Origin of the sequence: Devosia sp. 2618 (assembly GCF_040546815.1) — a bacterium.
GTDB lineage: Bacteria > Pseudomonadota > Alphaproteobacteria > Rhizobiales > Devosiaceae > Devosia.
The window spans coordinates 2,404,567-2,418,223 of the sequence record NZ_JBEPOO010000001.1; the positions used below are offsets into that span (position 1 = coordinate 2,404,567).

The 13,657-nt window shown below is 62.3% G+C and carries 12 protein-coding genes; 3 read left to right on the top strand and 9 right to left on the bottom strand.

Annotated features, from left to right (window positions below):
• The first annotated feature begins 76 nt into the window (after positions 1-76).
• Positions 77-1,060, top strand: coding sequence for an SMP-30/gluconolactonase/LRE family protein (locus ABIE28_RS12120; RefSeq protein WP_354063257.1), 984 nt, complete (start codon positions 77-79; stop codon positions 1,058-1,060).
• 101 nt (positions 1,061-1,161) lie between these two features.
• On the opposite strand, the gene ABIE28_RS12125 is transcribed toward ABIE28_RS12120, so the two are convergent.
• The 9 genes from ABIE28_RS12125 to ABIE28_RS12165 all read right to left on the bottom strand — a co-directional run bounded on the left by ABIE28_RS12125 (position 1,162) and on the right by ABIE28_RS12165 (position 10,829).
• On the bottom strand, positions 1,162-2,679 hold the full coding sequence (locus ABIE28_RS12125; RefSeq protein WP_354063259.1) for a TolC family protein: 1,518 nt from the start codon (positions 2,677-2,679) through the stop codon (positions 1,162-1,164).
• On the bottom strand, positions 2,679-4,676 hold the full coding sequence (locus ABIE28_RS12130; RefSeq protein ID WP_354063261.1) for an FUSC family protein: 1,998 nt from the start codon (positions 4,674-4,676) through the stop codon (positions 2,679-2,681). Before ABIE28_RS12130 ends, ABIE28_RS12125 begins: the two co-directional genes overlap by 1 nt.
• Entirely contained in the window at positions 4,657-5,703 is a 1,047-nt protein-coding gene (gene mdtN / locus ABIE28_RS12135) for a multidrug transporter subunit MdtN (RefSeq protein ID WP_354063263.1), read from the bottom strand. The genes ABIE28_RS12130 and mdtN overlap by 20 nt, the downstream gene beginning before the upstream one ends.
• Positions 5,703-5,975 carry a YtcA family lipoprotein gene (locus tag ABIE28_RS12140; RefSeq protein ID WP_354063265.1) on the bottom strand — a complete coding sequence of 91 codons (273 nt, stop codon included), beginning with the start codon at positions 5,973-5,975 and terminating at the stop codon, positions 5,703-5,705. Before ABIE28_RS12140 ends, mdtN begins: the two co-directional genes overlap by 1 nt.
• A gap of 138 nt (positions 5,976-6,113) precedes the next feature.
• The gene (locus ABIE28_RS12145; RefSeq protein ID WP_354063267.1) at positions 6,114-7,001 is read right to left on the bottom strand and encodes a MurR/RpiR family transcriptional regulator; all 888 of its coding nucleotides are present in this window, start codon (positions 6,999-7,001) and stop codon (positions 6,114-6,116) included.
• Between the two features lie 18 nt (positions 7,002-7,019).
• Complete coding sequence (locus tag ABIE28_RS12150) at positions 7,020-7,838, bottom strand: ABC transporter ATP-binding protein (protein WP_354063269.1); 819 nt, start codon at positions 7,836-7,838, stop codon at positions 7,020-7,022.
• Entirely contained in the window at positions 7,831-8,847 is a 1,017-nt protein-coding gene (locus tag ABIE28_RS12155) for a FecCD family ABC transporter permease (RefSeq protein ID WP_354063271.1), read from the bottom strand. The genes ABIE28_RS12150 and ABIE28_RS12155 overlap by 8 nt, the downstream gene beginning before the upstream one ends.
• Complete coding sequence (locus ABIE28_RS12160; protein WP_354063274.1) at positions 8,844-9,863, bottom strand: FecCD family ABC transporter permease; 1,020 nt, start codon at positions 9,861-9,863, stop codon at positions 8,844-8,846. The genes ABIE28_RS12155 and ABIE28_RS12160 overlap by 4 nt, the downstream gene beginning before the upstream one ends.
• A 24-nt stretch (positions 9,864-9,887) precedes the next feature.
• Positions 9,888-10,829, bottom strand: a complete 942-nt coding sequence (locus tag ABIE28_RS12165) for an ABC transporter substrate-binding protein (RefSeq protein WP_354063276.1) — start codon at positions 10,827-10,829, stop codon at positions 9,888-9,890.
• 401 nt (positions 10,830-11,230) lie between these two features.
• On the opposite strand from ABIE28_RS12165, the gene ABIE28_RS12170 reads away from it, so the two are divergent.
• Both ABIE28_RS12170 and ABIE28_RS12175 read left to right on the top strand, forming a co-directional pair.
• Complete coding sequence (locus ABIE28_RS12170; RefSeq protein ID WP_354063278.1) at positions 11,231-12,394, top strand: ROK family transcriptional regulator; 1,164 nt, start codon at positions 11,231-11,233, stop codon at positions 12,392-12,394.
• Entirely contained in the window at positions 12,391-13,644 is a 1,254-nt protein-coding gene (locus ABIE28_RS12175; RefSeq protein ID WP_354063280.1) for a M20 family metallopeptidase, read from the top strand. The genes ABIE28_RS12170 and ABIE28_RS12175 overlap by 4 nt, the downstream gene beginning before the upstream one ends.
• Positions 13,645-13,657 lie beyond the last annotated feature (13 nt).

The window sequence follows — 13,657 nt, forward strand, 5'->3', positions numbered from 1 at the left end:
CCTCTGGCTGCCCCTCGACGCATCCTGTGGCAGTTGATCTGCTATTTCTGGTGTTTCATTTTCCGAGGGGAATAAATTGAACAAGCTCATTTTTGCGGCAGCGGTTTGCCTGCTGCCATTTACACCCGCCTTGGCGCAAGAGGCGCCCAAACCAGCCGAGCCGTTTGTGGCAGGCAAGCCGCTCGGCGTGACGGGTCGCGAAGACGGCGTTTACACGCCGATGTCTGACAATGTGAAAGTCTACGGTGCCGTGGTCAGCGCCGAGAGCTGCTCGTATGATGCCGAACGCGGACTGATCCTGTCGATCAATCGCGGCGTTGGGCAGATGTTCCAGGAAAATGATGGCTTCGTCTCGCTGATCAATCACGACGGCTCCGTGCACACCGCCAAGTGGATCGGCGTCAACCGCAATGGCCTGGTGCTGAACGAGCCCTTTGGCAGCCACATTCGCGATGGCGTTCTCTATGTCGCCGACCGCGATGGTGGCACGGCAGACGGCGCACCAAGCGTGGCTGTGATCCGCAAGTTCGACCTCGCCACTGGCGCACCGGCGGGCGAAATTTCGGTACCTGAATCAACCTGGTTCAACGATATTGAAGTTGCCGCCGACGGCACGATCTATGCGACCCAGACTGGTGGTGGCCGTGACGAACTGCCGATGCGCCTGTTCAAGATCACCCCAGATGGTGAGGCCAGCATCCTGATCGATGGAGCGCCGCTGCTGTCGCCAAACGGCGTCGCGATCGACAATGACGGCAATATCGTCGTGCTGAATATGGGCGACACGTCCATCCTCACCCTTTCGCCTGAGGGCGAACTGCTCAAGACCGAGCATGCGGCGCAGGCCGGTAGCGACGGCATCGCCATCATGGAAGATGGCACCAAATATGTGTCCAGCGTGATGCTGGGTGGTGTCTCCAAGATCCCGCCGGGCGGCGAAGCAGAGCTGATCGCCACCGGCATCCCAAGCGCGGCCTCGCTGTGCTACGACAGCGGCGCAGATCAGCTGGTTATTCCGCTCAATGCCAATAACGGCCTGGCCTTCGTGCCGCTCGACTAAGGTCTAGACCGCGAAAGCCTAAGACATTGCAGGGGATGCAACGTCGCCTTGGCGAGTTGTGTCCCCTGGTTCTTTGATGCGAACCGCTGACGAAACGCTCTTTACGGCACGCCTGCATTGGTCAACTGCCCTGTGGCGAAGGCCATGGTGGCGGCGGCGCTTAGGGAGTCGCTGCGGGCCTGGGCGCGGGCGTATTGGGCTTTGAGCAGGCCGGTCTGGGCGATGCTGATATCGGCCAAGGTGCCGAGGCCGTTTTTGTAATAGTCGAGCGCCGCATCGTAGTTGGTCTGGGCGGCGTTGACGAGCGCAGTAGCGGCGGCATAGCCCGAGAGGCTGGTGCGCAATACGTCGTAACCGACCACAATTTCGCGCGCCGCCAGATTTTGCAGCTGTGCGAATTCCTGTTCAGATGCGGCAGACTGGGCAACTGCGGCCTGCATACGGGCATCGCGCAGGCCACCATCAAACAGCGGCAGGCTGAGGCCAACCAGAACGGCGGCATTAGGCTGGTTTACATCGACGCTGGCCAAGGTGCCGAAGCTGCTGTCGTCGACCGAGTAATGGCCGATGGTCTGATTGACCGTGCCAGTCAGCGCGACCTTAGGCATAAATTCGGCACGTGCGGCGGCAATGCCTTCCTTGTTGGCTTTGACGCGGGCGAAGGCCGCCTGCACATCGGGACGACGCTGCAGCGAGGCGACAATAAGGTTGTCGAGATCGGTGGGGACGACGCGTGGCAGAGCACGGCCAGAAATATCCTGCACATTGATCTTGGTGGTGGGCGAAATTCCCATCGATTCAAGCAAGTAGTGATAGGTGTTGCGTTCGCGGCCAGTGGCCTGGGTCAGGTCGAACTCGGCCTGGGCTACCTGTTGCTTGGCTTGCGCCACTTCCATCGTGGTGGCGATACCCTGCCCCAGACGCGCTTCGGCGGCGCTCAGCACGACCTTGGCGTTATCGAGGGATTCGCGATTGATACGAGTCTGCGAGCGGGCCGCGCTAAACTGGAAGAAGGCGTTGCTGACGTCGAAGATGAGCTTTTGATGGGCTGCATTGAAGGTGACGTCGGCAGCAAACGAGAGCTGCTGGGCGCTAGCGCGGGCAGCGTCGCGGCCGCCGAAATCAAACAGCAGCCATTTGACGGCCAGCGCAGGCGACACCTGCATACCCGAGGTCGTGACCGTTCCCGAATTGACCGTCACCAGTGGCGTATTGATGCCCGGGACGGTGTTTGAGGTCACAGCGTAACCGGCCAACACATCGGCAGTGAGAATGGGCAGATAGGTGGCTTCGACAGCGCCAGCGGCGGCGGCAGCTTCTCGGGCCCGCTGCCAGGCGGCGCGCGTCACCGGATTGGACAGTTGTGCGATGTCGATCAGCTCGGGCAGGCTATAGGTGTGGCTGCTGCTCAGCTTGGGCGCAGCGATGACGATGGGCATGCTGAGATCGGGCGCAACGCCGAAATCTGCGCCACCGCCATTGATAGCGGGCTGCCCGGCAGTGCCCTGGTAGGGCGTGGTCGGGCTGGCAGAGGCAAGCTTGAGCGCGGACGACGAACAGGCGGCGAGGCTGATGGCCGCGAGGCCCGCAACCAGCAGAGCAAGGACGCGGCGCGACATTAAAAGACGTGCCCGGTGGCGCTGGAAAGCTCGGTCTGCAATTGGCGATAGAGCATCATCGTTTTGTCCAGATCCCGTTTCCACCACGAGCGCGCGCCGCCCTGTCGTGCCGCCATAATATCGAGCCGTTGGAGCGCTGCGGCGCTGTGGTCGAGCTGTTGCGTCAGCTCTGTTCGCGTTTGAGGCCCCGAGACGACCATAGCCGAAGCCGCGCGGTCGAGGAACTGAGCGGCAGACGCTTCATAGGCCAGCGTTGCCGCTTTCACACAGCGCGGTGCACCAAACAGATAGCGTGGCGCGCTGCGAGTGGCTTCAAGACGCAGCAAAGTTTGGGTAGCAGCATCGACGGCGTCGGCAATGGTGGTGCCATGCGGCAGCACCGGCGAGCGGATGCGCAGGCGATTGGCTTCGAAAATCGATAGGCCGCCCAAGCGCTTGGCCTCGGCCAGCAGCGGCCAGACATTGGCAAGGCGTGTCGGCTGGCGACGCAAGGTGCGGGTCAATGGCGCGACGGCATTTTGCAAAGCCAGCCCAAAACTGCCGGTGACGCTGATCGGCCAGATGCCGAGGAAAATCAGCGCTACCACCACATTGCCGATGAGAATGCCGATGATGCGATTGGTGGCCACGGCAATATCAAGGCTTGGGCTGAAGCCCTGCAGCACGCAAAGGAAAAAGGCCAGCGCCATTTGCCAGCCCATATATTGAATGCGGCCGCTGCCATTGGACACCCAGGCGGCGATGAAGGCGCCGACGCCGACCAGGATCAGCAGGTGACCTATATCGGTCATGTGCGGCATGAAAAAGTAGATTGCGCCAATGCCCATGGCGGCGCCGATAATGCAGCCGGCGATGCGCAAAGCGGACTTGTGCAGAGTTTCACCGGCGCTGCCGAGCGCGACGTAAAAGCAGGTGATCATGGCGGTGTGGACTTCGAACCAGTCCCAGGCGGTATAGATCATGTAGGTGATGACAACCGCCAGCAACGCCTTGAGCGCGAACTGGATATAGACGGGGTTGGTGAAGGCGTCTGGCGCCAGAAGTGCGGCCTTGGGTTCGGCGGAGTCAGCGATTTCGCTCAGCGTGCCGTTCCAAACGCCTACGAGATTTGCGGTCGCCCTAGACACGGCTCCCTGCGCGACCGGCGAATGGAAATACGCAAGCGGCGCGCCCAGCTCCACGGCGTCGACAAGGGCGACAAGCGTGCGGCGTTGGTCGACCGTGTCGCCGCGGGGCAGCGCCAGAGCCAGGGCTAGCAGGCGTTGGCTTTCGGGGCCCATGGCGACGAGGCGGCGGCCTTCATCTTTGGAGAAATATCCGAACAGGCCACCCATGCGCGACACGGTGCTGAGTTCGCTCAGTCCCTCGGAGAGCAGCGCTTCGGCAGGTTCACGGGCGCTAACATCGCCTGCCAGCAGGCGTTCGGCCATGCGCAAACGTTCGGCCACGGCGCGGCGGGCCAGCTTGGCTGGATTGGGGCCGAACAGCACGTTGACGAGGATCAGCGTGGCCATGGGAAAAAACACCACAACCCACATCCAGCTCAGTCCCCGCGACAGCAATTCCGGGATCGGCACGATGTCATAGAGCGTCATGACAAAGGCGAGCACGAAGCCAATGGTGGCGGCGATGGCGCCGATGCGGCTGGCTTGTGAGAAGAACATGCCGGCGAACGTGAAGACCACCAGCAGCGACAGCCGCAGCATGGGTTCGTCAGCGGCCAGCTGCAGGAAGACCAGCCCAAACAGGATGCCGACCGAGGCGGCAATGATCAGCCCGGCGGCGATCAGAATGCCGGAGCCGGCATTGTTGCGCGATGCAAAAAAGATCAGGTAGCAGGATAGCGCCGCCTCGGGCACCTGCTGGCTCATGGCCACCAGTACAACGATGACGCAGGCCAGCGCCATGCGCAGCGAGCGGCCCAGCCGCCCGTCATAGGGCTTCAGTTCCTCGCGCAGAAAATCGAGAAGGCTGGCCCTAGTGTTTGGCGCTGCCATCGCCCGTCTCGCCCTGGGATTCGGAAATGACGACGACGGCCGATGCCCCCACCCGCATCAGCCCATCAGGCGGCTCATGCAGGTGAATATAGACCGGAAAGCGCTTGGCGACCTTGACCCAGTTGAGCGAGTTGGAGACCAGCGGCAGGCCCAGAATGGTGGCGGAATCCTCGGAGCGCACGCCCCAGCCAATGGCCGAAACGGTGCCTTGTATCGGATTTTTGGCATCGGCCATGACGAAGACCTGCGCCTCGTCGCCAATGGTGATGGAAGCTAGTTCGGTTTCACGGAAGAAGGCGACCGCCTCCCAGCCCGAGGTATCGATCAGCGAAAACACCGTCTGGCCGGTGATGACATACTCACCTGGTGGCATGACAAGACCGACGATGCGGCCGTCGAAGGGCGCTCGGATGATGGTGTTGTCGAGGTCGCGCTGAGTGAGTGCCACGGTGGCGCGGGCTGTATCGACCTGCGCCTTACGGGTATCGAGTGTACCGATGATCTGCGTAGCGCCCTGCGACTGTTGCAGCGCCTGCTCGAGGCTGACCAGGGAGTCGTTGAGCGTGGTGCGCGCCTGATCGACCTGCTGAGCCGTGACGAAGCCGCGTTCGAGCAATGGCTCAAGGCGGTCGAGCGTCTGCTGAGCCAGATCAGCGTTGAACTGGGCGCGCTCGATCTGCTTTTGCGCGACATCGGCATTGCTTTGCTCGGTGGCGATATTGCGCTCGCCCTGCGCGACTTCGGACTCGGCGGCGCGCAGTTCGGCCTGCGCCTGATCGAGCCGTAACTGATAGGGCTCCGGATCGATGCGGAACAAGATATCGCCCTTGCTGACCCGGGCGTTGTTGCTCACCTCAATGGCGATGACACGGCCCGGCACGGTGGACGAAATATGAACAATCGGCGCCTCGATTTCGGCGACATCGGAGCGCGGGCTGGTGACGTTGGTGGCCCAGGCCACATAGATCAGCACAATGGTGGCGACGATGATGCCGTAGCCGATGATTTTTCCGAGCAGAGAACGCATCAGCCGATCACTCCCGACCACACAAGCCATCCAAGGATGCCGCAACCGATCGTCAGACACAGGTAGACCAGCGGCGGCGCCGGCAGATGTTCATCGAGCCTCAGGCGGATCAGCAGTGCCCGAACGATCAGCGTGACCACGACGCCACCGACGGCGCAGATGATCCAGGCGGGGAAAAACGATCCGAAAACGGGCACCGAGGGGGCGCGGGCCGTACCGGTGCATCCCACCGAACAAAGCGCTGCCACCACTGCCAGAAAGAGCCTGATCATGTGAGCTTTCATGAACGTTCCAGGTTTCGATACCTGACCTACACATAGATTTCTGCGCGGGTAAACCTCGCGGCGCCATGGCCAAAGCTTTGCCCACCGACAAAATAGCGGTGACACTACGACGGCGCTTACGCAGAACTACTCGACGCTTTGGCGGAGTTGGCCGAGCCGTGCATGGGTATCGATGGCGCGGCCGACATTGCCGGCGGCGAGACAATGGGTGAGCAGATCGGCCACCACCATGGCCCCGATGGCAGAGCTCGCCAGCTTCGACGCGACGCCCATGGATTGGATGGCGACGGTGACCCGCTCGCGATAGGCCTCGTGCAGCTGCACGCCGGAAACGAGGATCGTCTTGGCGCCGATGGCATTGGCATGCGCGATCAGCGCTTCGATATCCTTGCGCTGCACCGCCGCTTGAAACACCACGAGCACATCGCCGGAACGCATGCCGACCACATCATTGGCGAGGGTGAAATTGCTCGATGCCAATACGCGGGTGCGCAGCCCTGCCCGCAGCAGACCGATTGCCAGATGGCGGGCCGGTTGCTCGGACGTGCCCATGCCAAGGCACCAGACCGTATCGGCGCCTTCCAGCGCGGCAACGGCGCGATCAATGGCGTCTGGATCCACTGCCTGCTGGGTGGCCTCGACCAGTTCGAGCGCGGCGGCAAACACCGCATCCCGCGCCGTGCCTGCGTCGCTGCCGACGGCTTGGTAACGACGCTCAAGCCGACGCGGCACCGAGCTGGTGCGGGCAATTGAACGCGTCACCTGCCGCTTGAGTTCTGGCAGGCCCGAAAAACCGAGCCGCCTGGCGGTGCGGATCACTGTTGCGTCGCTGGTGCCAGTCGACTGAGCGAGCATGTCGCCGCTCAGAAAAGCCAGTTCGGCCGGCGGCAGTTGCAGCAAATGGTCGGCGACAAGCCGCTCGGCGCGGCTGAAGCTGGCGGCATTCGCATCATACCGCTGCCGCAACAGCTCATGCGCCGTCGATGAGCCCGGATCGTCGTGGTCGTGATTCATGGCGGTGACGCTAGCATATCAAAGCGTCGGCTTGTCGAAGACGGCGCAGGCCAGAGGCAAACAAAGCGGTGTGCCATCAATGGGATGGGGGATAACCGTGGCGCTGACGCCGAACACCTTCAAGATGAGGTCAGGCGTCAGCAGTTCGGTCGGCGAGCCCGCTGCTAGAATGCCTCCATCGGCCACCGCGATGATGTGGTGCGCATATTGAGCGGCGTGATTGAGATCATGCATCACCATCACCACCGTACGCCCCTGCTCGGCATTGAGCTGGCGCAGCAGTTGCAGCACTTCCATCTGGTGGGCGATATCGAGATATGTAGTTGGCTCGTCGAGCAAAAGAATCGGCGTTTCCTGCGCCAGCGCCATTGCGATCCAGGCGCGTTGACGCTGGCCGCCGGACAGACGATGCAGCGGCCGCTCGGCTAGATCCAGCAGCCCCGCCGCTGCGAGCGATTGCTCGACGACTTCCTCGTCATGCGCACTCGGTTGGGACAGGAACCCCTTATGCGGATAGCGGCCAAAGCGGCAAAGCTGACGCACCGTCAGACCATCAGGCGCAATAGGGCTTTGCGGCAACAGGGCCAGCAGACGGGCCACCGCCTTGCGAGGGCTGGTGACGATGTTCTTGCCATCGAGCAGCACCGTGCCGTCCAGCGGATCGAGCACGCGACCAAGTGTGCGCAACAGCGTGGACTTGCCACTGCCATTGGCCCCGATCAGTGCGGTTATTTTGCCGTCAGGGATGGAGGCGGAGACTTTGTCGAGAATGACGACGCCGGGATAACCGACGCTGAGGCGGTCGGCATGCAGGCGGTCTAGATGCGGGTTAGCCACGGCGTCGTGCCTCCCAGAGCAGCAGGAATAACAGATACGGCCCGCCAATGACGGAGGCAACAATACCGGCGGGAATTTCATTGGGCAGCGCCACCAGCCGCCCAAGCAAATCGGCTAGCAACATGGCGAGAGAACCAACCAGCGCCGTCGCAGGCAACAAATGCACAGCGCGCGAGCCGACCATCAGCCGGGCGATATGTGGTGCCAAGAGGCCAAGGAAACCAATGCTGCCGACGCTGGCAACGGCACCCGCCGTCAGCGCCACCGCTGTCACGATCATGCCCGCCCGCAACAGGCCGGGGGAAATGCCAAGGCTGGTCAGGCTGTCATCGCCAAAGGCCGACAGGTCGAGCATTGAAGACACGATCAGCACCGCAGGCAGGCAGGCCAGCAGCCAGATCGACAGAGCCCTGATGTCACCGGCATTGCTGCCGTAAACGCTACCCGCCAGCCAGACCATGCTCTGGTCGATACCGCCGGGAAACCGCACCATCAGGTATTGCATGGCCGCCTGCGCCAGCGCGCCGATGGCGACACCAACCAGCGCCAAAGTGGTCACCCCACCGCCCAGTCCGCGACCGATCAGCAGCAATAGCCCAGCCGCCAGCCCTGCCCCGCCGACAACGCCGACCGGAATGGCCCAGACCTGCCAGATCGGGGGCAGGAAGATCACTGCCAGCATGGCGCCCAACCCAGCGCCCTTGGTGATGCCCACCACATCGGGAGAAGCCAGCGGGTTGCGCAAGGCGCCCTGCAGCAGCAGTCCGGCAACGGCCAGCGCTGCACCCGACATCAAGGATATGACGACGCGCGGCAGGCGGTATTGATTGATGATGAACGCATCAGCGCCGCCGAACAGCCCATCGACCACCTGCGATAACGATAGCGGCACGGCACCCAGCGACATGCTGAGCAGTGCCAGAAAGATTGTCAGCGCGAGCAGCAACAGGCAGACCGAGGTGGCGCGCAGCAGAGGGTGAACGGTTGTGGGCACAGAAAGAGCGGTCATCTGGTGCGATGCTTCCAGGTGATGATCAGGAACGCGGGCGCGCCGATCAGGGCGGTCACGATGCCCACAGGCAATTCGGACGGATAGCCGACGAGCTTGCCCGCCAGATCTGCTGCAACCAGCAATGCCGCACCGCCAAGCGCGCTCAGGATCAGCAGGGTGCGTTGGTCTTCGCCTGCAAGGCGACGGATAATATGGGGTACCATGAGGCCGACAAAGCCCACCGGCCCAGCCACCGCAACGGCGGAACCCGCCAGTACAACAATAAGAATGGACGCAAGACCGCCAACGCGACGCGCATTCTGGCCGAGCGAACGGCCGGTGCTATCGTCGAGCGCCAAGAGGCCAAAGTGATGTCCGGCGGCGATCGCCGTGCTGATGCCCAGCAACGTGAACGGCAGGATAACCCAGACCTTGGGCCACTGCGCCGAAGTCACCGAACCGGCGAGCCAGAACACGATATCCTGGGCCGCGTTGTTGGCGATCAGGATACCCTGCACCAGAGCCGCCAGCACCAGCTGAATGGAAATACCCGCCAGCGCCAGCTTCATCGGGGTAATCGCGCCCGATAGCGACAGCACCCACATTAGGAATCCGACGCCTGCAGCGCCAACAAAGGCTGGCAGCACCATGCCCCACAGCGCAACGCCGGGGAACGACACGACGCAAATGACAATGGCCAGCGCCGCACCGGCATTGATGCCAAAGGTCTGCGGCGAAGCGAGCGGATTGCGCGTCAGAGTTTGAATCAGCACGCCGGCGACACCCAGATTGGCGCCCACCAGAATGGTCAGGATGACGCGTGGCAGCCGCACATCATGGATCAAAGCGCTATCGACCGAGCCATCGCGGAAAAACAATGCCGTCAGCGAGCGTTCGAGAGACAGCCCAGCAGCGCCCACCATCAGACTGGCGATGGCCGCTGCGGCCATGAGCGCGAGCAAAACCACGCCGACCACGATGGATCGGCGCGCGTCGCGCTGGATAGGGGGCGAGGTGAGAAGGGGCACGGTCATAGCCGACGCCCCTCCCCCAATAGCTTATTTTGCATTGAAGACTTTGCTGAGGATATCGTTGGCAATCAGCTCGGCCGTGCGCAGATCGCGGAAGCGGGCATATTGATTGCGATCGACTTCAAATACCATGCCGGTCTTGACGGCCTCGATGCCCTGCCAGGCCGCGTTGTCCTGTACCTGATCAAAGATCGTGCCACCTGGATCGGTCGCCACCAGCATCACGTCTGGATTGACGGCAACGAGACGCTCAAGGCCAACGCCGCTTTCGACGGGCACATCAGCCTCGACGGCAGCCTGCACACCAATCGCGTCAAACACCGAACCGCTGAACGATGCCGACGTATGCAGCGACCAGGCATCGGTCGTGGCCACGGCCAGAAGGAAACGGCGGTTGTCGCCATCGGGGATCTTGTCGGCAATCGCGGCCATGGCGGCCTCGTGGTCAGCCACAACCTTTTCGCCCTTGGCCTTGTCGCCAATGGCGTCAGCGATGGTCACCACCGCGTCCTTGATGTCTTCATAGCTGCCATCCCAGCTGTTGAGCACGATGGTCGGCGCGATTGCGCTGAGCTGCTCGTAAACGGCAGCATGGCGGCGCAGATCCGCGATGATCAGGTCAGGCTTGAGCGCGCTGACCAGTTCAAGGTTTGGCTCGAGGCGCGTGCCAACCGAAGAATATTCGATGGTCTTGCCGAGTAGCTGCGCAATGCGCTCTGGCTGGTTGTCGTCGGTGACACCGACGGGCGTTACGCCCAGCGAATCCAGCGCCTGAACAAAGGAGAATTCCAGCGCCACGATACGGACTGGCTTACCGGTGATTTCGGTGGTGCCCAGCTCATGAGTGATCGTGCGGGTGTCCTGCGCCATAGCTGCGCCGGTCATGGTCAGCGCAAAAGCCAGCGCCGTCGCCACCAGCGATTTCCAGCCGGCCTTGGCCCGGCCAGTAGAGGTAAAATCTGCGTTCATATCGTCCTCTTTGCGGAGTGAGCCCGGCTCGTCACTGCGTGCGAACCCCAGCTCGCCGCGCCATCGCACGGCATGTCGCGCTTCCTACATTTCTGTAGCGAAGATGACAATATAACTTGTGTAAATTTCTCATGTTTTGTGGGGGAGGGCGGATTGGTGGGTCACCAAATTGCACCACCGCGGTGCCGTTTCCCCAGCAGTTGTCCCGCGCGTCATTGCCTCTAACTACCGTCCCTAAGGCCGCCCGCCTCCGTAAGCCTCAGGCGTTTTCCACCGACCCTTACCCACCCTTGACAGTTTTAAGCCTCCGCGCAATAGTTCGTTCTGTCACCGAACTAACTGGATGTCTTCTTTTGAGCCAGGCGCTAAACATCTCCAGACAGTTTTCACTGCGCGCGGTTATGGAATCGATCGTACAGGGCGGACCTGTGTCGCGGGCATCCATTGCCAAGCAGACGGGCTTGTCCAAGCAGACGATCTCGGAAGTGATGCGCCAGCTTGAGGATGAGGGCTGGGTGCAGGAAGTTGGCCGGACAAGCGGCCATATTGGCCGCACGGCGGTGACGTATGAGATAATCCCATCGGCGGCCTATATCATCGCGGTTGACCTGGGTGGTACCAAGGTGCGCGTCGCTGTCTGCGATCTGGCCAGCAAGGTCTTGGCCGAAGTGACTGAGCCTACGCATGGCGATGGTGGTCTAGCGGTCGTCGCCCAGATTGCACGCCTTGCCGGCGAAGCTGCGCTCAAGGGTGGCGTCGCGCGGGACCGGCTGCGGATCGCGGTGGTCGGCGTTCCCGGCGCTCCTCAGAACAGCGGCGCCGTGCTCCTCGCCCCCAACATCACCGGCTTTGACAGCATGGACGTTGGAGCTGCGCTAGAAGCTCAGCTGGGTTTTGAAGTCATTCTCGAAAACGACGTCAATCTGGCAGTGCTTGGCGAGAGCTGGCTGGGTGTCGGTCAGGGCCTCGACAATCTAGCCTTCATCGCGCTCGGTACCGGCGTGGGCAGTGGGCTGATGCTCAATGGCCAATTGGTGCGCGGGGCGACCAACGCGGCTGGCGAACTGGGCTTTTTGCCTCTCGGGGCCGATCCATTTGAGCCAGAGTCCTTAAGGGCCGGCGCCTATGAGCGGGTCGTTGCATCGCTAGGCATTGTCGCGCGCTATCGCGCTCTGTCAGGGGTTGATGCGCCCGTGCCGGTGATCTTTGAAAAGGCCAATACCGGTGAGGCACATGCCCTCACAGTGCTCGACGAAACGGCCCGCCTACTTGCGCGCGGCATCGGCGCTATTGCCGCCGTTGCCAATCCGGACAAGGTTATTCTGGGCGGCTCGATCGGCAGCAGGCCCGAACTCGTTGCCCGCGTCCAGTCGGCCTTGCCGCAATGCTTCCCTTATCCGGTCGCGGTGGAAGCCAGCGAGTTGGGCAGCCATGCAGCGCTGGTTGGCGCGGCGGCCATCGGGCTTAGCCATTTGCACAACACCCTGTTTGGTGCCGGAACACCAGAGTCGCGCATTTCTCTGCCGCCAGCGAACGCCGTTTCGATGCGGGAGGCGCTACGATGACACTGTCACAGGCTGCCCTCCGCAAGGCACTGGACACTGATGACGCGATCGCCCTGCTGCGCGGCGCCATTGGCCATGACAGCATTACCGGAAACGAGGCCAATTTCGTCGGCTTCCTTGACCAGCAGATGCGGGCGCGCGGTATCGAAGCTGTCACTACAGCCGATTTCGAGCCCGGCCGCCCCAATATCTGGGGTACGCGCAAGGGTACTGCTGACGGTCCGCGGCTACTGTTCATCGGCCATACCGACACGGTGCATGTTGATGGCTGGCGGGAACATTGGGCCGGCGACCAACGCGAGAACCCGTTTGGCGCGCCAGTCATCGATGGGGAAATCTGGGGACGTGGCTCTGGCGACCTCAAGGGTGGCATTTGCACCAGCCTTGCCGCATTGAGCCTGCTCGACCGTGCTGGCGTGCGCCTCAAAGGCAATGTGGATTTCGCCTTTGTCGGTGATGAGGAAAGCGGCCAGCCTGGCTCCGGTGTTTCCGCCGGGGTCAAGGCCCATGTCGCCCGTATCGCCTCGGGCGAACTGCCGCGCCCAGACTTCGTCGTCTATACCGAGCCAACGCGACTTGCCGTTTATCCGGCGCAGATCGGCTTTTTCATTGCCGACATCACCATTACCGGCAAGTCGGCCTATTTTGGCGTGCCAGAGTTGGGACATGACGCGCTCAAGGCCAGCCATGAAATCATGACTGCGCTATGGGCGCATTCGGACGAGATTTCGGCGCGCGCCCAGCACGACCTGGTGGGCCGAGGCTTCCTGCTCATCACTACGCTCAATGGCGGCGGCTTCATCGCCGTGCCAGAGCGCTGCACGCTGTCGCTTATCCGCAAGCTGCTGCCGGGCGAAAGCCTCGATGTTGCGGCTGCCGAACTGGAGACAGTAATCCGCGGCGCGGTGACCGATCCCACAATCACAATCGACATCGCCTACCCCGCCGGACGCGACCATGCGCTTGGCGGCACAGCGGCAGAGATCGACATCAACAATCCGGCTCTGGTCGCGCTCAGCGCGGCCGTGGCCGAAGCCATGCCCGGACGGGGCGGTGCCGAGGGGGCGCCGTTCTGGTCCGAGACACCGTTCTTCGTCAATCAGCTCGGCATTCCAGCCGTCTACTGCGCGCCGGGGGACATTCGAAACTGCCACACCTTCGAGGAACGCATCAGCGTTGATGAATATCTCAACGGCGTCGTGGCATTCGCCGACTTCATCACTCGCTTCTGCGGGGTGGAGGGGACCTAAAATACTACTTCAA

Excerpts from the sequence above, each read along its gene's own strand:
- ABIE28_RS12125 (WP_354063259.1), bottom strand. The coding sequence starts at position 2,679 with ATGTCGCGCCGCGTCCTTGCTCTGCTGGTTGCGGGCCTCGCGGCCATC.
- ABIE28_RS12130 (WP_354063261.1), bottom strand. The coding sequence starts at position 4,676 with ATGGCAGCGCCAAACACTAGGGCCAGCCTTCTCGATTTTCTGCGCGAG.
- mdtN (WP_354063263.1), bottom strand. The coding sequence starts at position 5,703 with ATGCGTTCTCTGCTCGGAAAAATCATCGGCTACGGCATCATCGTCGCC.
- ABIE28_RS12140 (WP_354063265.1), bottom strand. The coding sequence starts at position 5,975 with ATGATCAGGCTCTTTCTGGCAGTGGTGGCAGCGCTTTGTTCGGTGGGA.
- ABIE28_RS12145 (WP_354063267.1), bottom strand. The coding sequence starts at position 7,001 with ATGAATCACGACCACGACGATCCGGGCTCATCGACGGCGCATGAGCTG.
- ABIE28_RS12155 (WP_354063271.1), bottom strand. The coding sequence starts at position 8,847 with ATGACCGCTCTTTCTGTGCCCACAACCGTTCACCCTCTGCTGCGCGCC.
- ABIE28_RS12160 (WP_354063274.1), bottom strand. The coding sequence starts at position 9,863 with ATGACCGTGCCCCTTCTCACCTCGCCCCCTATCCAGCGCGACGCGCGC.
- ABIE28_RS12165 (WP_354063276.1), bottom strand. The coding sequence starts at position 10,829 with ATGAACGCAGATTTTACCTCTACTGGCCGGGCCAAGGCCGGCTGGAAA.
- ABIE28_RS12170 (WP_354063278.1), top strand. The coding sequence starts at position 11,231 with ATGGAATCGATCGTACAGGGCGGACCTGTGTCGCGGGCATCCATTGCC.
- ABIE28_RS12175 (WP_354063280.1), top strand. The coding sequence starts at position 12,391 with ATGACACTGTCACAGGCTGCCCTCCGCAAGGCACTGGACACTGATGAC.